The 19160-nt window shown below is 61.8% G+C and carries 22 protein-coding genes; 7 read left to right on the forward strand and 15 right to left on the reverse strand.

From position 1 onward, the window contains the following. Positions 1 to 60 precede the first annotated feature (60 nt). Positions 61 to 891, forward strand: coding sequence for an aldo/keto reductase (locus tag A6U98_RS09985; protein ID WP_064649642.1), 831 nt, complete (start codon positions 61 to 63; stop codon positions 889 to 891). An 86-nt stretch (positions 892 to 977) separates the two neighbouring features. Here the strand turns inward: A6U98_RS09985 and A6U98_RS09990 are convergent, their stop codons facing one another. The 10 genes from A6U98_RS09990 to ffh all read right to left on the reverse strand — a co-directional run bounded on the left by A6U98_RS09990 (position 978) and on the right by ffh (position 9710). Continuing rightward, positions 978 to 1331 (reverse strand): hypothetical protein, encoded by a 354-nt coding sequence (locus tag A6U98_RS09990; RefSeq protein WP_064649643.1) that lies wholly within the window; start codon positions 1329 to 1331, stop codon positions 978 to 980. A gap of 312 nt (positions 1332 to 1643) precedes the next feature. Then, entirely contained in the window at positions 1644 to 3053 is a 1410-nt protein-coding gene (leuC, locus tag A6U98_RS09995; RefSeq protein WP_020052055.1) for a 3-isopropylmalate dehydratase large subunit, read from the reverse strand. A 285-nt stretch (positions 3054 to 3338) separates the two neighbouring features. After that, positions 3339 to 4151, reverse strand: a complete 813-nt coding sequence (locus A6U98_RS10000) for an amino acid ABC transporter permease (protein WP_064649644.1) — start codon at positions 4149 to 4151, stop codon at positions 3339 to 3341. Positions 4152 to 4167: 16 nt separating this feature from the next. Continuing rightward, entirely contained in the window at positions 4168 to 4965 is a 798-nt protein-coding gene (locus A6U98_RS10005; RefSeq protein ID WP_064649645.1) for a transporter substrate-binding domain-containing protein, read from the reverse strand. A 145-nt stretch (positions 4966 to 5110) separates the two neighbouring features. Beyond that, the gene (rplS, locus tag A6U98_RS10010) at positions 5111 to 5665 is read right to left on the reverse strand and encodes a 50S ribosomal protein L19 (protein ID WP_064649646.1); all 555 of its coding nucleotides are present in this window, start codon (positions 5663 to 5665) and stop codon (positions 5111 to 5113) included. Between the two features lie 335 nt (positions 5666 to 6000). Then, a complete protein-coding gene (gene trmD, locus A6U98_RS10015) occupies positions 6001 to 6684 on the reverse strand; it encodes a tRNA (guanosine(37)-N1)-methyltransferase TrmD (RefSeq protein ID WP_064649647.1) in 684 nt (227 codons plus the stop codon). After that, entirely contained in the window at positions 6684 to 7253 is a 570-nt protein-coding gene (gene rimM / locus A6U98_RS10020) for a ribosome maturation factor RimM (protein WP_012759372.1), read from the reverse strand. The genes trmD and rimM overlap by 1 nt, the downstream gene beginning before the upstream one ends. 113 nt (positions 7254 to 7366) lie before the next feature. Next, on the reverse strand, positions 7367 to 7738 hold the full coding sequence (gene rpsP / locus A6U98_RS10025) for a 30S ribosomal protein S16 (RefSeq protein ID WP_003543667.1): 372 nt from the start codon (positions 7736 to 7738) through the stop codon (positions 7367 to 7369). A gap of 48 nt (positions 7739 to 7786) precedes the next feature. Further along, positions 7787 to 8107 (reverse strand): chorismate mutase, encoded by a 321-nt coding sequence (locus A6U98_RS10030; RefSeq protein ID WP_064649648.1) that lies wholly within the window; start codon positions 8105 to 8107, stop codon positions 7787 to 7789. A 16-nt stretch (positions 8108 to 8123) separates the two neighbouring features. Beyond that, the gene (ffh, locus tag A6U98_RS10035) at positions 8124 to 9710 is read right to left on the reverse strand and encodes a signal recognition particle protein (protein WP_064649649.1); all 1587 of its coding nucleotides are present in this window, start codon (positions 9708 to 9710) and stop codon (positions 8124 to 8126) included. A gap of 491 nt (positions 9711 to 10201) precedes the next feature. On the opposite strand from ffh, the gene A6U98_RS10040 reads away from it, so the two are divergent. From A6U98_RS10040 to A6U98_RS10065, 6 genes are all read left to right on the forward strand, one after another. Next, a complete protein-coding gene (locus A6U98_RS10040; protein WP_017962453.1) occupies positions 10202 to 10426 on the forward strand; it encodes a hypothetical protein in 225 nt (74 codons plus the stop codon). 117 nt (positions 10427 to 10543) lie between these two features. Next, positions 10544 to 11449: a diaminopimelate epimerase gene (gene dapF, locus A6U98_RS10045; RefSeq protein WP_064649650.1), complete on the forward strand. Its 906-nt coding sequence runs from the start codon at positions 10544 to 10546 to the stop codon at positions 11447 to 11449. Further along, positions 11446 to 12720 (forward strand): tRNA (N(6)-L-threonylcarbamoyladenosine(37)-C(2))-methylthiotransferase MtaB, encoded by a 1275-nt coding sequence (mtaB, locus tag A6U98_RS10050; protein ID WP_064649651.1) that lies wholly within the window; start codon positions 11446 to 11448, stop codon positions 12718 to 12720. Before dapF ends, mtaB begins: the two co-directional genes overlap by 4 nt. 16 nt (positions 12721 to 12736) lie before the next feature. Next, a complete protein-coding gene (ftsY, locus tag A6U98_RS10055) occupies positions 12737 to 14341 on the forward strand; it encodes a signal recognition particle-docking protein FtsY (protein ID WP_064649652.1) in 1605 nt (534 codons plus the stop codon). 75 nt (positions 14342 to 14416) lie between these two features. Next, positions 14417 to 15061: a septation protein A gene (locus tag A6U98_RS10060; RefSeq protein ID WP_003543660.1), complete on the forward strand. Its 645-nt coding sequence runs from the start codon at positions 14417 to 14419 to the stop codon at positions 15059 to 15061. Further along, positions 15058 to 15645, forward strand: coding sequence for a DUF2585 domain-containing protein (locus A6U98_RS10065; protein ID WP_064649653.1), 588 nt, complete (start codon positions 15058 to 15060; stop codon positions 15643 to 15645). The genes A6U98_RS10060 and A6U98_RS10065 overlap by 4 nt, the downstream gene beginning before the upstream one ends. Before the next feature lie 189 nt (positions 15646 to 15834). Here A6U98_RS10065 and A6U98_RS10070 read toward each other — a convergent pair whose 3' ends face one another. The 5 genes from A6U98_RS10070 to ccmA form a co-directional block, all read right to left on the reverse strand. Beyond that, entirely contained in the window at positions 15835 to 16443 is a 609-nt protein-coding gene (locus A6U98_RS10070; protein ID WP_064649654.1) for a DsbE family thiol:disulfide interchange protein, read from the reverse strand. Beyond that, entirely contained in the window at positions 16440 to 16619 is a 180-nt protein-coding gene (gene ccmD, locus A6U98_RS10075) for a heme exporter protein CcmD (RefSeq protein ID WP_064649655.1), read from the reverse strand. Before ccmD ends, A6U98_RS10070 begins: the two co-directional genes overlap by 4 nt. A gap of 2 nt (positions 16620 to 16621) precedes the next feature. After that, positions 16622 to 17383, reverse strand: coding sequence for a heme ABC transporter permease (locus A6U98_RS10080; protein ID WP_064649656.1), 762 nt, complete (start codon positions 17381 to 17383; stop codon positions 16622 to 16624). Between the two features lie 47 nt (positions 17384 to 17430). After that, positions 17431 to 18090 (reverse strand): heme exporter protein CcmB, encoded by a 660-nt coding sequence (ccmB, locus tag A6U98_RS10085; RefSeq protein WP_064649657.1) that lies wholly within the window; start codon positions 18088 to 18090, stop codon positions 17431 to 17433. Between the two features lie 265 nt (positions 18091 to 18355). Beyond that, positions 18356 to 19003: a heme ABC exporter ATP-binding protein CcmA gene (gene ccmA, locus A6U98_RS10090; protein WP_064649658.1), complete on the reverse strand. Its 648-nt coding sequence runs from the start codon at positions 19001 to 19003 to the stop codon at positions 18356 to 18358. Positions 19004 to 19160 lie beyond the last annotated feature (157 nt).

Below are 19160 nucleotides of genomic sequence, written 5' to 3' on the forward strand. Positions count from 1 at the left end.
TTCGCAAGCGCGGGCGCAATTCATGCCTCGTCCAATTCTTCAAACTCCCGGAGATATATTGTGACCGCTCAACCCATCATCACTTTCCATGACGGACATTCCATTCCGCAGGTCGGCCTCGGCGTCTGGCAGACGCCGCAGGATATTGCCGCTCCCACCGTGCGCACGGCGATCGCCGCCGGCTATCGTCATATCGATACGGCTTCCGGCTACGACAACGAAGAGGGTGTCGGCGAAGGCATCCGCTCTTCCGGCCTCGACCGCAAGGACATCTTCGTCACCACCAAGCTCAGGAATACCGATCAGGGCTATGACAATACGCTGCGCGCCTTCGACGGCAGCCTGAAGAAGCTCGGTTCCGAGTATGTCGACCTCTATCTCATTCACTGGCCGTCGCCGCATCGTGGTCTTTACACCGAGACCTGGAAGGCTTTCGTGCGCATCCGGGAAGAGGGCCGCGCCCGCTCGATCGGCGTGTCGAATTTCTATCCTGAACATCTCGAGCGCGTCATCGGCGAAACCGGCGTCGTTCCCGTCATCAACCAGATCGAGCTGCATCCCGATTTCCAGCAGAAGGCGGCGCAGAAGGCTCATCAGAAGCTGAACATCGCCACCGAATCCTGGAGCCCGCTCGGCCAGGGCAAGTTCATCTCGAACGCTGATATAGGCGAGATCGCCAAAAAGCATCAGAAGACACCGGCTCAGGTCATCATTCGCTGGCACATCGACACCGGCCTTGTCGTCATCCCGAAATCGGTGACGCCGTCGCGCATCGAGGAGAATTTCCAGGTGTTCGACTTCAAGCTCGATGCCGACGATATGGCCGCGATCGCCAAGCTTGATAGCGCCGACGCCCGCATGGGGCCGGACCCGCACACGGCGACCTTCTAATCGCCGTCCCAATCATTGCCAAGCCAATCAACGGCCGCCTCGGGAGAGATCAACCGCGGCGGCCTTTGTATGACAGGCCTGCCGCGTCAATAATTACATTTGGACGAGCCGTTGGTCGGGGTAAAACCGTAGTTGCAAGCATTGTTCAGGCGCTGCGGCCGTCCGATCGAGCCGGTATATTCGTCCGAAGCGAAGGCGCGCGAGGGATACCAATAGCCATTGGAGCTCTTGGTATAGCCGGGCCGGGCGCTGCTATAACCGCGATATCCATTGAGAGTTGGTGCCTTGCTTTGCGCGACCTGTTGCCACAAACCGGAAGAGACCGTCATCGGCGGTGCCGCCGGATGGATCGGCGCAGCCGCAACGGCATCGATTGATGCCAGTGATGCGAACAGGCCCAGGATGGTTTGCGGCAGACGTCCTGCCATTTTCTGTCTCATGGCTATTCTCCCAGATCACACAACACGGAGCTGGCGCAGCCAGGCCAGTGATCGCCGAAACCGGCAATGGACGCCCGAAAGCGTGCCTGTCGAAAGTCGCGCGAGTTGCGCCTGAAGCGCCATCTCGATGAAGCCACAGGCCTTCCCCGATGTCGATTGCCCGAACGGGTGAAATCGAGAAGGCGGGCCATGCACCGACGAGACTATGGGATCATCACCGGTCAGGTGCCGAGGAAACAGGGTGCGACAAATGCGAAGCCCACCGATGCGCAGGGGCATCGGTGGGCTTTGATTGTCATCTGTTTTGACGGATCAGTTCCACTCGCGGATATCGACGAAGTGACCGGCGATCGCGGCTGCGGCTGCCATTGCCGGCGAGACGAGGTGCGTGCGGCCCTTGAAGCCCTGACGGCCTTCGAAGTTGCGGTTCGAGGTCGAGGCGCAGCGTTCGCCCGGCTTCAGGCGGTCGTCGTTCATGGCAAGGCACATGGAGCAGCCCGGCTCGCGCCAGTCGAAACCGGCGGCTTTGAAGATCTTGTCGAGGCCTTCGGCTTCCGCCTGTTCCTTGACGAGGCCGGAGCCCGGCACGATCATCGCGTCGACGGTTGGGGCAACCGTCTTGCCTTCGACGACCTTGGCGACTTCGCGCAGGTCCTCGATGCGGCCGTTGGTGCAGGAGCCGATGAAGACGCGGTCAAGGGTGATGTCGGTCATCTTCGTGCCCGGCTTCAGACCCATATAGTCGAGCGCGCGCCACTTGGAGGTGCGCTTGGTTTCGTCCGGAATGTCGTCCGGGTTCGGAACGATGCCCTGGACAGAGATGACATCCTCGGGCGAGGAGCCCCAGGAGACGATCGGCGGCAGGCTGGCGGCATCGAGCACGACGACGCGGTCGTAATGAGCGCCCTCGTCGGTCTGCAGCGTCTTCCAGTAGGCGATCGCCTGTTCCAGCGCCTCGCCCTTCGGCGCGCGCGGCTTGCCCTTGATATATTCGAAGGTCTTTTCGTCAGGGGCGATCAGGCCGGCGCGGGCGCCGCCCTCGATCGTCATGTTGCAGATGGTCATGCGGCCTTCCATCGACAGCGCGCGGATCGCTTCGCCGGCAAATTCGATGACGTGGCCGGTGCCGCCGGCCGTGCCGATTTCGCCGATGATGGCAAGGATGATGTCCTTGGCGGTGACGTGCGGCGGAAGCACGCCATCGACCCGCACCAGCATGTTCTTCGCCTTCTTCTGGATCAGCGTCTGGGTCGCCAGAACATGCTCGACCTCGGAGGTGCCGATGCCGTGTGCCAGCGCGCCGAAGGCGCCATGCGTCGAGGTATGGCTGTCGCCGCAGACGATGGTCATGCCGGGCAGGGTGAAGCCCTGTTCCGGACCGACGATGTGGACGATGCCCTGGCGCTTGTCGCTTGCCGAGTAATACTCGACGCCGAATTCAGCGGCGTTGGTCGCCAGCGCTTCCACCTGGATGCGGCTTTCCTCGTTCTTGATGCCGAGATGGCGGTCGGGCGAGGTCGGAACGTTATGGTCGACGACGGCGAGCGTCTTTTCCGGCGCGCGAACCTTGCGGCCGGTCATGCGCAGGCCTTCGAAAGCCTGCGGCGAGGTCACTTCGTGGACCAGGTGGCGGTCGATGTAGAGAAGACAGGTGCCGTCTGCCTGTTCGTCGACCAGATGATCGTCCCAGATCTTGTCGTAGAGGGTACGCGGTGCGCTCATGGCGTTAAGTCCGTTTTTCTAAAGCTTTTGGAAAATCGAGAAATGGCAGATCAGGCTCCGCCGGCCGTCATTCGATCAACGAAGTCGGCTGTTGAGCGCACCGGACACGCACGCAAAAAACCGTGCCGGCAGGCGATAATGGTCCTGCAGCACGAAAATATGCGCACCAATGCATCTGAACTTGGATTCCATGGCCCTGCATATAGCGATTTTTCGCGGCGGCTTCAATTTGAATCATCAGCAGACGCTCTGCGGCCTCTCAGCGGCGCAGCGGCTATTGATCGCTTACCGCGACTTCATCCATTTCTCCGTCCGCCGCAGCGCCAGCGACAGACCGATCGTCAGGATCAGATAGATATAGGTGACGATCGAATAGGTTTCGAAGAAGCGGAAGGAGCCGGCGGCGTAGACCTTGCCCATCTGGGTGATGTCGGCGACGCCGAGCACGGAGACGAGCGAGCTGTCCTTCACCATCGAGACGAAATCGTTGGAGAGCGGCGGGAAAATCACCCGGATCGCCTGCGGGAAGACGACGGAACGGAAGCGCCGATAGCGCGAGAGGCCGAGCGCCTTGGCCGCCTCGATCTGGCCGAGATCGACCGACTGGAAACCGGCCCGGAAGATTTCGGCGATGAAGGAGGAATAACCGACCGTCAGCGCGATGATCGCTCGCCACATCAGCGACAGGTCGCGCACCAGGATGGGCTCGGCCACGCCTGACGTCACCAGCGGCGAAATCAGGAAATTATAGCCCGCAACCAGAGCCGGCGCGCCGACGAAGGCGACGTAGAACAGCAGCACGAGGATCGGTATGCCGCGGATGATCTCGATGTAGAATCGCGCAATCTGACGCAACACCTGGCTGTCGGCCATACCAAGCAGGCAGATGCCGAGGCCGAGCACGGTGGCGAGCACGAAGGCGACCAGCGTGACGAAGACGGTGATGCCGACACCGTTGACGACGGTGCGGAAGACCTGGGCATAGATATCGTTGGCGACGATGACGACGGCAAGCACGAGGCCGATCGCGACAAGCGCGACCAGCCACCAGGGATAGTCGTCCTTGACGTGTCTGTCTGGAGATGGTCGCAAGGCCATCAGCGGCTGCTCGGCGTCATTCGCCCATCTTGTAGTCGAGGAACCACTTCTTGTTCAGCCCATCCAGCGTGCCGTCGGCCTTGAGTGCTGAAATGGCGGCATTGACCGGGGCGACAAGGTCGGACCCTTTCGGGAAGATGAAGCCGAAATCTTCGGTGCCGAGCGGTTCGCCGATCAGCTTCAAGGCGCCGTTCGAGGCATCGACATAGCCTTTGCCGGCAGTGCCGTCGGTCAGCACGACGTCGACGTCGCCGGCCTTCAGGGCCTGGACGGTGGCGCCGAAGGTTTCGAAGAGCTTGATGCGCGGGTTCTGCTCGTTGCCATCAAGCACTTCATAGACGGCGGTGTAGAAGGGCGTGGTGCCGGGCTGCGCGCCGACCAGGCCATCCTTGAATTCGCCGAAGGACTTGCCATCGGCGAAGCGCTTCTCATCGCCGCGCACCAGCATGAACTGCTGCGAGCGCATATAGGGATCGGAGAAATCCACCTTCTGCTTGCGGTCTTCCTTGATGGTGATGCCGGTCATGCCGATGTTGTATTGGCCGTCGGAAACCGCCTGGATCATCGCGTCCCAGCTGGTGTTCTGGTATTCGACCTTGAAGTTCAGCCGCTTGGCGATCTCGTTCATCGCATCATATTCCCAGCCGATCGCCTTGCCGGATTTCGGATCGACGAATTGCAGCGGCGGATAGGCATTCTCGGTGACGACGACGACGCTCTTGCCGCCGAGATCGGGCAACTCGGCGGCCGATGCGGCCAGGGGTAGAAGAGCAAGGGCGGCGAAGCTCGCAAGAACGGTACGGCGAAACAACATTGAACGGTTCCCCAAAATTGAACGGCAAAAACTGTCACGGAAGATAGGTCTGAGGCAAGGGCGCCCACTGCGTGGCCGAGCAAAAAATAGAAAAGGCGACCCGAAGGCCGCCTTTCCAAGCAAAGAATTTTGCGTAGGGCAGATCTTATTCTGCTGCCGGTTCCGCTGCAGCGGCGGCTGCTTCAGCGGCGGCCTTTTCGGCAGCGGCCTTGGCTTCCGCAGCTTCGGCTGCTGCCTTCTCGGCGGCGAGCGCCTGAGCTGCTGCAATCTTTTCAGCTTCGATGCGTGCCTTTTCTTCGGCAATGGCGGCGCGCTCGGCGTCGTTGAGCTTGCGGGCGCGGACGCCGGTGTCTTCAACGATACGGGCAGACTTGCCGCGGCGGTCGCGCAGGTAATAGAGCTTGGCGCGACGGACCTTACCGCGGCGAACGACGTCGACGCTTTCGATCATCGGCGAGTAGACCGGGAATACGCGCTCGACGCCTTCGCCGTAGGAGATCTTGCGGACCGTGAAGTTTTCCTGCAGGCCGCCGCCGGAGCGGGCGATGCAGACGCCTTCATAGGCCTGAACGCGGGTACGGGTGCCTTCCGTGACCTTCACGTTGACGCGGACAGTATCGCCCGGGGAAAATTCGGGAAGCGTGCGCTTGGCTTCGATCTTGGCGGCCTGTTCGGCCTCAAGCTGCTGAATGATGTTCATCGTCTTAACCTTTGGTTCTTCTGAAACAGCCAGAGCGCTCAACACTGATCCTTCGGAACTGGCCTCAGGACTTTGCCCGTCAAGGGCGGGAGCGGATTCGCCATTCTTTGTTTGCTGGCAGACGGGGATAAACCCCATTTCCGCGTGCGCCAATACACGAAAGGCCAAGGCTTGTCATCCCTTGGACGAGATTTTTGTGAAAAGGGCTGCGAAATCAGCCGTTTTTCTCACTTTAAAGCGCCGCGCGTCTTTTCTGACGCGCAAAGGACGCTGTAACATTTCGAATCTACGCATCGTGTTTTCCGAAAAGCAATCCCGATTTTCGAGCCGATACGCTAGCCTTTTTCGAGCAGATCCGGCCGCCGCTCCCGGGTCAGCCGCATCGCTTCCTGATGCCGCCACTTTTCGATGGCGCCGTGATTGCCGGACGTGAGGATCGAGGGGATTTCCCGACCTTCCCATTCCTGCGGCCGGGTATAATGCGGATGTTCCAGCAGTCCGCCTTCGAAGCTTTCGTGCAGGCCGGAAAGATCGTTGCCCATGACGCCAGGCAGGATGCGGATAATCGCATCGAGCACGATCAGCGCCGCCGGCTCGCCGCCGGATAGGACGTAGTCGCCGATCGAGACCTCTTCCAGTCCGCGCGCTTCGATCACCCGCTGGTCGACGCCCTCGAAGCGGCCGCAGACGATGATGACGCCGTCGCCCGCCGCGAGCTCGCGCACACGCTGCTGCGTCAACGGGCGGCCGCGCGGGCTCATCAGCAGCCGCGGGCGGGTATCGTTTTCTGAGGCACTGTCGATTGCGCGGGCGAGAATGTCTGGCTTCAGCACCATGCCGGCGCCGCCGCCGGCCGGTGTGTCGTCGACGGTGCGGTGTCTGTCGGTGGCAAAGTCGCGGATCTGTACCGTGTCCAGCGACCATTGCCCCCGCTCCATCGCCTTGCCGGCGAGCGAGAAGCCCAAATGCCCCGGAAACATTTCCGGATAAAGTGTCAGCACGCTCGCCCGGAAAGCCATCACTTCTTCTTTTTCGGCTTGTCGGGAGTGAATTTCGAAAGCTCTTCGGGATCTTCGACCAGCCCGGCCGCCAGCGGATCGATCAGCAGCGTGCCGGCCTCGAGGTCGATCTCCAACACGGAGGCTTCCGAGAAGGGGATCAGCACCGGACGTTTGCCCGGACCTTTGAGTTCCAGCAGGTCGCCGGCGCCGAAATCGAAGACGCCGGTGACCGTGCCATAACTGACACCCTTGTCGTCCCGCGCCTCGAGCCCTTCGAGATCGGCATAGTAGAACTCGTCGTCCTCCAGTTCCTCGTCCGGCAGGTTGTCCCGCTCGATATAGAGTTCAAGCCCGTTCAGAGCCTCGGCGGCATTGCGGTCGTTGACGCCGCGGAAACGGACTACGACGACATTCTTCATCTCGCGGATTTCGAGGACTTCGAAGCTGCGGCCGTCCATGCTGTGCAGATGGCCGTAGTCGCCAAGCGCGCCGGGATCGGCCGTATAGGCTTTGGCGCGCACCTCGCCGCGGAGGCCTTGCGCGCCGCCGATCGTCGCCATCAGAACGGGGTTTTCAAGCTTTGTCATGGGTTCCTTCATGTGAAGCCGAAAGACAGGTTTCTCATAAACGAAGTGCGGGCGATTGGAAACGAAAACGGGCGGCATGTCGCCATGCCGCCCGCTCGAAGGGAATGTCGCGATTATTCCGCGGCGTCTGCAGCAGCAGCAGCGGCGTCGGCGACCTTCTGAGCCTTTTCGGCGGCGCGTTCCTGGGCGCGCTTGCCGGGCTTTGCCTTGACCGGGTTGTTCTTGACTTCGCGCTTGGCAACGCCGGCTTCATCGAGGAAGCGCAGAACGCGGTCGGTCGGCTGGGCGCCGTGTTCGATCCAGTGCTTGATGCGCTCGGCGTTCAGCTGAACGCGCTTCTCGTCGTCCTTGGCAAGCATCGGGTTCCAGGAACCGAGGTTTTCGAGGAAGCGGCCGTCACGCGGGCTGCGCGCATCGGCGAGAACGACGTGGTAGTACGGGCGCTTCTTGGAACCACCGCGGGCGAGACGAATTTTCAGTGCCATGTTCTTTACTCCTTGGGCTTTTCTTGACCGCTTTCTTGAGCGGTACGGTTATCGGGCTGCAGCGCTTTGTTCAGCGTGATCCGCAGCGATCTGCTCATGATGCCGGATGACTTCCTTGATGACGAAGTTCAGGAACTTCTCAGCGAAATCCGGGTCCAGATTGGCGGCTTTCGCCAGCTGGCGAAGGCGTTCGATCTGGTATTCCTCGCGCGCCGGGTCGGCCGGCGGCAATTTGTATTTGGCCTTCAGCACGCCGACCTCTTTAGTGCAGCGGAAGCGTTCGGCCAGCATGTGCACGAGAGCGGCATCGATATTGTCGATCGACTGACGATAGCTCGCGAGCTGGGCTTTGACGTTTGGATCAATCATGGGGCAAACGATCCTTTCACTTCTTCTTCGGCAATCCGGGCAATCCCGGGAAACCACCGCCAAGGCCCGGCAGCTTGGCGCCGCCAAGGCCCGACAAACCACCCGGCAGACCGCCGAGACCGGGCATACCCCCACCCGGTTTTCCAAGCCCCGCCGCTTCCGCCTGCTTCTGCAAGGCCTCGAGCTGCCGGGGATCGATATTCGAGAGATCGGGCATGCCGCCACCCATGCCGCCCATGCCGCCGCCGAGCCCCATCTTGCCGGCAAGGCCGCCCATCATCTGCTTCATCATGCCGCCTTTGCCCTTGCCGCCCATCATCTTCATCATGTCCGCCATCTGGCGGTGCATCTTCAGAAGCTTGTTGATGGCGGCGGCATCGGTGCCGGAGCCGGCGGCGATGCGCTTCTTGCGCGAATGCTTAAGCAGATCGGGATTGGTGCGCTCGGCCTTGGTCATCGACTGGATGATGGCGATCTGGCGACCGAAAAGTCTGTCGTCGAGGCCGGCTGCGGCCATCTTGTCCTTCATGCCGGCCATGCCGGGCATCATCCCCATGATGCCGCCCATGCCGCCCATCTTCTGCATCTGGCGCAGCTGGTCGGCGAGATCGTCGAGGTCGAACTTGCCCTTGGCCATCTTGGCGGCCATGGCGGCTGCCTTCTCGGCGTCGATGTTCTCCGCCGCGCGCTCGACGAGCGAGACGATGTCGCCCATGCCAAGGATACGGTCGGCGATGCGGCGGGGATGGAATTCCTCCAGCTCGCTCATCTTCTCGCCGACGCCGATCAGCTTGATCGGCTTGCCGGTGACGGCACGCATCGAAAGAGCGGCACCGCCGCGGCCATCGCCGTCCATGCGGGTCAGCACCAGACCAGTGATGCCGACGCGTTCGTCGAAACTGCGGGCGAGGTTGACGGCGTCCTGGCCGGTGAGGCTATCGGCGACCAGCAGGATTTCATGCGGGTTCGAGCGCTTCTTGATGTCGGCCATCTCGACCATCAAGGGCTCGTCGATATGTGTGCGGCCGGCGGTATCGAGGATGACGACATCATGGCCGCCGAGCCTGGCCGCCTGCACGGCGCGGGCAGCGATATCGGTCGGCGACTGGCCTGATATGATCGGCAGCGTGTCGATATTGGCCTGGGCGCCGAGCTGGCGAAGCTGCTCCTGCGCGGCCGGACGGCGCGTGTCGAGCGATGCCATCAGCACCTTCTTCTTCTCACGCGTCGACAGGCGATGGGCGATCTTCGCCGATGTCGTCGTCTTGCCGGAGCCCTGCAGGCCGACCATCATGATGACGACAGGGGCAGCGGCATGAAGGTCGACGCCAACCCCTTCGCCGCCCAGCATCTCGATCAGTTCGTCATGCACGATCTTGACGACCATCTGGCCGGGCTTGATCGACTTCAGGATCTCGGCGCCGACGGCCTTTTCACGCACGCGGTCGGTGAAGGAACGCACGACGTCGAGCGCGACGTCGGCCTCCAGCAACGCACGGCGAACCTCGCGCAGCGCCGCGGAAACATCGGCTTCCGAAAGCGCGCCACGGCCTGTCAGTCCATTCAGAATGGATCCAAGACGGTCCTGGAGGTTTTCAAACATCGGCTCTTCCTTGATACGTTTCGGGCGGGTTTGGATATGCCCGGAAACGTCGTGCTTTTCCTTGACGAAAACAAGACGCAAAGCCAAAAAGCACCCGAGGGCGCATCGCGCTGTCGGGTGTTGACCTCCGGGATCTCAGGTCCCGGTCGGCGGCTCGGAGTCATGCGGCTCGTCGCGGATTGGGCGCGATAAACAGGAAAGTCGGGCGAAAGTCAAGGCAATGCGGACAAATGACCGCATGACCGCCGTCTCAAAGCTGTGTGCCGAGAGGGCGGCAGTGTCTCACCCAGCGGTTGCAGCAAAAGTACATACTCACACAAATCGATGTATTGGCTTGCGCAATCCGCCAGGGTTTCAGGTTTTGCCGATAAATATTGCCACTCCGGCGGCCGAATTCGCTGTCCATGCCAGTTGCAAATTATTCGGCTTGTGATTCTACTTTCTACTTAAGTGCGTCCTGTAAAATGATTCGTGAATATCCTTGATGCCGAATGAATCGGCGGAGATATCGAATGCTAAATGCTGATATTGAGAGCTGGGCGCTGGCGCGGGCCCATCATATTGTTTTGAACGAAGGCCTGAATCTCGCGAAGGCGGCACAGGATCTGGATCGCAAACGGTCCCGCTCGCTGGTCTACGAGCTGAGAAAGGTCATCACTGCAGCTATTGTCGAAGCCCATGCTGCATCCTTCGATCCTGACGGGGCGCAGCGGTAAAAGCCGAGCTGCTGCCTCGAAGGGGTCAGTGGGCCGCAACGCCCGCCCGGCACTCACCCACTGGTAATTCCTTCGCATTTCCGCCATATACACCGGAAAGACAGACGGAATGGTACCATGAGCGCAACGGTCGAATTCGCGAGGATGAACGGGCTTGGCAACAAGATCCTGGTCGTCGACATGCGCGGCCGGCCGGACAAGGTGACGCCGGCGGCGGCGGTCGCGCTCAATGCCGATCCGCACACTGAGTTCGATCAGATCATGGCGATCCATGATCCGAAGGCCGAAGGCACCGATGCCTTCATCGATATCCTGAATTCCGATGGTTCGAAGGCGCAGGCCTGCGGCAACGGCACGCGTTGCGTCGTGCAGGCGCTTGCCGCCGAGACCGGCAAAAAGGCCTTCACCTTCCAGACGGTTGCCGGCATCCTGAATGCCGTCGAGCACGAGGACGGGACGATCTCCGTCGATATGGGCCGGCCGGTGTTCGATTGGGACAGGATCCCGCTGGCGGAAGAATTCCACGACACCAGCCGCATCGAGTTGCAGATCGGTCCGATCGACAATCCGGTGCTGCATTCGCCTTCGGCAATGTCGATGGGCAATCCGCATGCGATCTTCTGGGTGGACAGGGACGTGATGTCCTATGATCTCGCCCGCTTCGGACCGCTGCTCGAAAACCATCCGATGTTTCCCGAGCGCGCCAATATCACGCTGGCGCAAGTGACGTCGCCGACATCGGTGACGACGCGCACCTGGGAGCGCGGCGCGGGACTGACGCTCGCCTGTGGCTCGGCTGCCTGTTCTGCGGCTGTCAGTGCTGCGCGCACCGGCCGCACCGGCCGCAAGGTGACGATCAATGTGGCTAGCGCCAAGCCGCCGGCCACGCTTTCCATCGAATGGCGCGAGCGCGACGATCACGTGATCATGACCGGCCCGGCCGAATGGGAATGGTCGGGCAGGCTCGATCCTTCGACCGGTCTCTGGTCGCGCGATGGTACCCGAGAGGCGGAGGCGCAGTGAGCGGCATCGAGGTCATTACCTTCGGCTGCCGCCTCAACACATATGAATCCGAAGTGATGAAGGCGCAGGCTGAGAAGGCCGGGCTCAACAACGCCATCCTGGTCAACACCTGTGCCGTGACCGGCGAGGCCGTGCGCCAGGCCCGCCAGGCGATCCGCCGGGCCCGGCGCGACAATCCGCATGCCCGCATCATCGTCACCGGCTGCGCCGCCCAGACGGAAAAGCAGACCTTTGCCGCGATGACGGAGGTCGATGCCGTGCTCGGCAACGAGGAGAAGCTGACGAGCGCCTCCTATCGCAGCCTGCCGGATTTCGGCGTTTCGGCCGAAGAGAAGCTCCGGGTCAATGACATCATGAGCGTCAAGGCGACGGCGCCGCAGATGGTCAGGCATATCGACGGCCATGTGCGTGCCTTCATCCAGATACAGAACGGCTGCGACCATCGCTGCACTTTCTGCATCATTCCCTATGGCCGCGGCAATTCCCGCTCCGTGCCGATGGGAGCCGTCGTCGACCAGGCTCGCAGGCTCGTCAACAGCGGTTATCGCGAGATCGTGCTGACCGGCGTCGATGCCACCAGCTATGGCAGCGATTTGCCCGGCACCCCGACGCTCGGGTTTTTGGCGAAGACGCTGCTGAAGCAGATCCCCGATATCCGTCGCCTGCGGCTTTCCTCGATCGACAGCATCGAGGCCGATGCCCATCTGATGGATCTCATCGCCGACGAGCCACGTTTCATGCCGCATCTGCATCTGTCGCTGCAGCATGGCGACGACATGATCTTGAAGCGCATGAAGCGCCGGCATTTGCGCGCCGATGCGCTGCGTTTCATCGCGGATGCGCGCCGCCTGCGTCCCGAGATGAGCTTCGGCGCCGATATGATTGCCGGCTTTCCCACCGAAACCGAAGAGATGTTCGAGAATGCCGTGAGGCTGGCCGAAGAGGCTGGCATCGCCCATCTGCATGTCTTCCCCTACAGTCCGCGTCCCGGCACCCCGGCCGCCCGCATGCCGCAGCTCGACCGGTCGCTGGTCAAGGATCGCGCCGCAAGGCTGCGCGCCGCTGGACATAGGCTGCATCAATCCCATCTCGATGGGATGATCGGAACCCGGCAATGGCTGCTTGTTGAAAACAACGGCCTGGCGCATACGGAGAACTTCACGCTGGTCGCAGCCCCCGGCCTTCGTCCCGGCGAACTTGTGCCGGTCACGATCACCGGCCACAATGGCAAGCATCTCGACATGCAATTGACGGCCGCAGCAGCGGCCTGACTTTCACGGAATCCCCATGGCGCTCAGTTTCATCAAAAAGGTCTTCACCTTCGGCAAGCCGGCTGAAGAACCTGTGCCTGCGGCCGTGGAAAGGGAGCTGGAGCCGCGTTCGCGCGACGAAGATCTGCCGGTTGCCGACGATCCGGTGCTGCCCGAGGAAATGGATACGGCCGGTGGGCCGGCTGCCGATATCGGCGAGGGCTGGGTCGAGGCACCGGTTGCTGACGACGATGTCGAACCCTCAATCCTGCCCGCCGCCGACCAGCTGAGCGACATGGGTGTCGTGCCGTTATCGCTGCTGGAAGCTGAGGCGGCGGCAGCGGAGGCGGAGGCGGAGGCTGAAAGTCAGACGGTCGCCGAAACCATTACGGAAATACCCGTTTCCGTCCCTCTGGAACATCTCCCGCACGAGGCGGCAGATCATGTGGAGGCCGGAGCGCTAGAACAGCCGGCTGACCTCGAAGAGATCGTCGAAAAGCTTCCAGAAGACATTCCGGCTGAGCCGGAAGAGATTCCGGCTGAGGATGACGCAGGACTGGATTCGCCCTTCCAGCCAATCTCCCCACCTGTGGCGGAGATGCCCGGCAGGGCAGAGGGGGGTAGCCCCGCGGCAGAACCGGAGATTGGCTTTCCCATCCTCCCCAGAGGCTTTGCCACCGGCCCAAAGGTCGTCGAGCCGGAGCCCGTTGTCCTGCAGCCAAAACTCAGCTGGTTCCAGCGCCTGCGTAATGGCCTTGCACGCACCTCTTCGCAGCTGACCGGCCAGATTACCGCGCTCTTCACCAAGCGCAAGCTCGATGACGAGACGCTGCAGGATCTCGAGGACCTGCTGATCCAGGCCGATCTCGGTGTCGAGACCGCCATGCGCGTCACCGACACGCTCGCCTCTGAGCGCTATGGCAAGGATGTCACCGGCGAGGATGTCAGCCGGATCATGGCGTCGGAAATCGCCAAGGTCCTGAAGCCGGTCGCCAAGCCGCTGCAGCTCGACCTCTCGCACAAGCCGCATGTCATCCTCGTCGTCGGCGTCAACGGCACCGGCAAGACCACGACGATCGGCAAGCTTGCGGCAAAGCTTTCCGGCGCCGGCCTGAAGGTGATGCTGGCGGCCGGCGATACTTTCCGGGCGGCGGCGATCGAGCAGCTGAAAATCTGGGCCGACCGGACGCAATCCGAATTCATCGGCACCAAGCTCGGCGCCGATGCGGCCGGCCTTGCCTATGATGCCTTCGAACAGGCAAAGGCGAAAAAATGCGACGTGCTGATCGTTGATACCGCCGGCCGCCTGCAGAACAAGGCCGAGCTGATGGCGGAGCTCGAGAAGATCGTGCGCGTGCTCGGCAAGCTCGATCCCGATGCGCCGCATACCGTACTGCAGACGCTCGATGCCACGACGGGGCAGAACGCGCTCAGCCAGGTCGAGATTTTCCGCAACGTCGCAGGCGTCAACGGGCTGATCATGACCAAGCTCGACGGCACGGCGCGCGGCGGTATTCTCGTCGCCATCTCCGCCAAGCATAAGCTGCCGGTCTATTTCATCGGTGTCGGCGAGGGCGTCGAGGATCTGGAGCCGTTCGAGGCCGAGGATTTTGCCCATGCCATTGCCGGACTTGGGCAATGATGCCACAGATATGCCGCCGAAAGCCTGCAGGGCAGGGCCGGAAACAGTTTCCAGGAAAACAGGTTTGAAGAACGCATGAGCACCGAAAGCGATATCACCCCGTCTGCTGCCGACCGGCATCATCCGCTGCTGAAACTGGCGCTGGAACTCGGGCCGCTGATGATCTTCTTCTTCGCCAATCTGCGCGGCCAGTGGCTGGTGGAGACGTTTCCCGCTCTTTCCGAATTGGGCGGACCGCTGTTCGTCGCGACCGGCCTCTTCATGGCGGCGACGATCATCTCGCTGATCGTTTCGAAGATCGTGCTCGGCCATCTGCCGATCATGCCTTTTGTATCAGGCATCGTCGTCGTCATCTTCGGCTCGCTGTCGATCTGGCTGCAGAACGAGACCTTCATCAAGATGAAGCCGACCATCGTCAACGCGCTCTTCGGGGTGGCGCTGCTCGGCGGGCTAGCCTTCGGCAAGTCGCTTCTCGGCTATGTCTTCAACGCCGCGTTCCAGCTCGATGCCGAGGGCTGGCGCAAGCTCACCATCCGCTGGGGCATCTTCTTTCTCTTCCTCGCGGTGCTGAACGAAGTCGTCTGGCGCAATTTTTCCGACGGTACCTGGGTCGCCTTCAAGGTCTGGGGCACGATGCCGATCACCATCATCTTCACGCTGGCGCAGATGCCGCTGGTGCTGAAACATAGCGTCAACCTGGAAACGGAAGGCGAGAAGTGAGCGCTGTCGACGTAGAATCTCGCGTAAGACACCAGAACTTCTGGTTTGTCGCCTGCCTTGTGGTCCTGGTCATTCAGATTGCTGCCGAATTTATGATGGGCCGCGTGCCGATCTGCGCCTGCGGCTATGTCAAGCTGTGGGAGGGCGGGGTCAATACCAGCGGCAATTCGCAGCATCTGTCGGATTGGTATACGCCGTCGCACATCATCCACGGCTTCCTGTTCTACGGGCTCGCGCATCTTATCCTGCGCGGCAAGCCGTTGGCGGCAAGGCTGCTGCTGGCGCTCGTCATCGAATCCGGCTGGGAGCTTCTCGAGAACTCCCCTCTAATCATCGACCGCTACCGCACGGCGACGATCGCGCTCGATTATTACGGCGACAGCATCCTGAATTCGGCGATGGACACCATCTTCATGTGCGTCGGCTTCTTCTTCGCGCGGCGTGCGCCGGTGGCGCTCACGGTGGCGATTGCCATCTTCTTCGAGATTTTTACCGGCTACATAATCCGCGACAACCTGACGCTCAACGTGGTGATGCTGATCTGGCCGGTGGAGGCGATCAAGGTCTGGCAGGGCGGGGTGTAGGGCCTCTTTGTCCCGATAACCCCTCCCCAACCCTCCCCACAAGGGGGAGGGGCTTATATGCCGCTCCGGCGCTTTTCATTTCACCGTTTCATCCGCAGAGAGGCTGATATTTGCTCGATGCGGGTGCCACGAGTTTAGTCCCTCCCCCTTGTGGGGAGGGGTTGGGGAGGGGTCTTTGTGGAGTAATCGCTACGAAGCCGGCTCCCCGAGCGCCTTTTCCATTGCAGGAAAAAGCCCTTCCTTCAGGCTGATATCGTCGAAGGGGCCGACGCGCTTGTAGAGGATCGTGCCGTCTGGCCCGACCAGATAGCTTTCCGGAATGCCGTAGACACCCCAGTCGATCGCTGCCTTGCCGTTCGGATCGATGCCGATCGCCCGAAAGGGGTTGCCGAGCTCGCCGAGGAAACGCAGGGCGTTGTCGCTGTGGTCTTTGTAATTGATGGCGACGATGTTCAGCCGCTCGTCTTTTGCCAGCTCTTTCAATAGCGGATGCTCGTCCCGGCAGGGGAGGCACCAGGAAGCGAAGACGTTGACGAGGGTCAGCTTGCCCTTGATTGCCGCATCGGTCAGCGCCGGCAGGTTGGCGCCGTCGAGCGGCGGCAGGTTCAGCGCCGGCGCCTTGGTGCCGATTAGGGCGGAGGGAATGTCGGCGATGTTCTTGCCATGGAAATCCTGGTCGTAGAGCATCTTTGCGGCCGTGGCCGCAATGCCGCCGAAGACGATGAGCGGCAGCAGCGCCAATGCGTAACGGCTCAGCCCGCACGGCTTGGCGGCGGTGTTTTCCGGCGTGTCGTTCATTCGCCATCCCCCACACTGTCCTTGGGGCGCGCCGAGCGGCGGCGGATGCCGGCAGCCTCAAGGGCTGCAAGTTCCCTGCGGCGGGCGCGGCCGTCGGCCCAGGTCCAGACCGTGACGACGATCGTCACCAGGGCCGCAAAGCCATAGGAGGCGTAGACGTAGAAGGCATGCGTCACGGCTATTCCTCCCGGCTCGCCATGCGGGCGGCAAGACGGCGCTGGGCGGCGATGCGGCGGCGCCAGATCTCGTTCCTCATCGCCATGATGTGCAGCGTGAAGAAGAGCAGGGTGAAGGCGATCGCCATGACGAAGAGCGGCCGCAGGAATTCCGGATCGATCGCCGGGCCGTCGAGGCGCAGCACGCTTGCCGATTGGTGCAGCGTGTTCCACCACTCGACCGAGAATTTGATGATCGGGATGTTGACGAAGCCGACGAGGATGAGCACGGCGCTGACGCGTGCGGCCTTCGACGGATCGTCGATGGCGCGGCCGAGCGCAATCAGCCCGAGATACATCAGGAAGAGGACGAAGACGGAGGTCAGCCGCGCATCCCAGACCCACCAGGTGCCCCACATCGGCTTGCCCCAGAGCGAACCGGTGACGAGTGCGAGCAGGGTGAAGGCGGCGCCGAGCGGGGCTGCGGCCTTGGCGGAGACATCGGCCAGCGGATGGCGCCAGACCAGAGTGCCGATCGCCGAAACGCTCATGATCGTATAGCACATCATCGAAAGCCAGGCCGACGGCACATGCACATACATGATGCGCACGGTCTCGCCCTGCTGGTAGTCGCCTTCGGTCGCAAAGCTCAGATAGAGACCAACGGTAAAACAGAGGGCGGTGATACCGGCCAGCCACGGAATGGCGCGCGCCGCCAGCGCCAGAAACCGCGTGGGGTTGGCGAGATCACTGAATTTGCTGATGGCAAGGCTCGTTTCGCTCATGTCGCTTCCTTACCTTGATCCGGCTTTTCCCGCAATCGAATGGCCCATCAATCCGCTGTGTTTCGCAGCGCCACGGCGGCTGCTGCCGGGCCGATGACCGCGAAGAAGAGTGTCAGCGCAATGAGGATCAGGAAGGGCGGCAGGAAGGGGGCGGGATCCTCGACTGCGGCATAGGTGGCGCTGACGCCGAAGATCAGCACCGGAATGGTCAGAGGCAGCACGAGGATCGAGACCAGCAGGCCGCCGCGGGGCAGCGCCACGGCAACGGCAGCACCCACGGCGCCGATGAAGGTGATGGCGGGCGAGCCGACCAGCAGCGTCAACATGGTCGCGCCGATCGCCGTCTCGTCCATGTTCATGAAGAGGCCGAGCAGCGGCGATGCGATGACGAGCGGCAGGCTGGTGGCGGTCCAATGGGCGAAGCATTTGACCAGCACGGTGAGGACGAGCGGCGTTTCCTGTATCAGCATCAAGTCGAGCGATCCGTCGTCACGCTCGGCCTGGAACAGGCGGTCGAGGCCGAGAAGGGCGGCGAGCAGGGCGCCGATCCAGACGATGGCGGGGCCGATGCGCGACAGCAGTTTGAGATCGGGACCGACGCCGAAGGGAATGACGGCGACGATGGTCAGGAAGAACAGCACGCCAATCAGCGCACCGCCGCCGGCGCGAATCGAGAGTTTGAGGTCGCGGAGGAAGAGGGCGGTCATGCGGGGCGCTCGTTGCGGGGATGTGAGGAAGACCCCTCACTGTGAGCGAAGAAAAACCCCTCCCCAACCCCTCCCCACAAGGGGGAGGGGCTAAGCTGCGGTCCGCGGCTGTGGCCGAAAGTGAAGGTTTTGCAGGCTTTTATCGTTCTGCCGACTGCTACGATGAGATTTGTGCGAGACAGCGCGGCACAGTAGCCCCTCCCCCTTGTGGGGAGGGGCTGGGGAGGGGTTTCTACGCCATGCCCTCGTAAACATCCGCAGACCATCAACCCCATACCCCATGATCCACGCCGGCAAAGCCCGTCATCTTCAATTCCTGCGTATTCTTCAGTCCGAGCGGCTGATGGGTTGCCGCCAGCACGATGCCGCCCTTTGTCAGATGCGCTCCAATCAAATCGGCAAACAGCCGGTCGGCGCTGGCATCGAGTGCGGCGGTCGGTTCATCGAGGATCCAGACGGGGCGGTAAGCGACGAGCAGTTTGGCGAAGGCTATCCGGCGCTGCTGGCCGGCGGAGAGATAACCGAAGGGAAGGTGGGTGATGCCGGAAAGACCGACGGCGTCAGTGGCGTCCTCTACGGAGAGGGCGGCGGCAGAGCCTGTACTGCCGAGAAAGGTGCCCCAGAAATCGAGGTTTTCTGCAACCGTAAGTTCATTCTTCATCGCATTTCGGTGGCCAAGGTAGTGGCTGGCTTCCCCGGCGTGCCTGCCTCCCGGGCTCTCTTCGCCGTGAAATATGACAGTGCCTTTTTCCGGCCTGAGGAGGCCGGCGACGACACGCAGCAAAGTGGACTTTCCCGATCCATTTTTTCCCGTCAGCACAAGCGCCTCGCCGGCTGCCAAGTGAAAGGAAATGTTAACGAAAATGAGATCCTCACCGCGCCTTGCAGCCAGATTTTCGGCGGTGAGATGCATGCGTCGGCTCTTTCTTGGTTTCGGCTTGCGGCGGGGTCAAAAAATGTCCGATTTTGACTGTTCTCGGGTATGGCAAGTTTTTAGGAAATTATCTATAAGACCTGCAACCACGCCAGCGGTCGGCGTGAATTTCATCCTTGCGCCGAACTTGGAGCGT

Origin of the sequence: Rhizobium sp. WYCCWR10014, assembly GCF_001657485.1 — a bacterium.
In the GTDB taxonomy this organism is placed as follows: Bacteria; Pseudomonadota; Alphaproteobacteria; order Rhizobiales; family Rhizobiaceae; genus Rhizobium.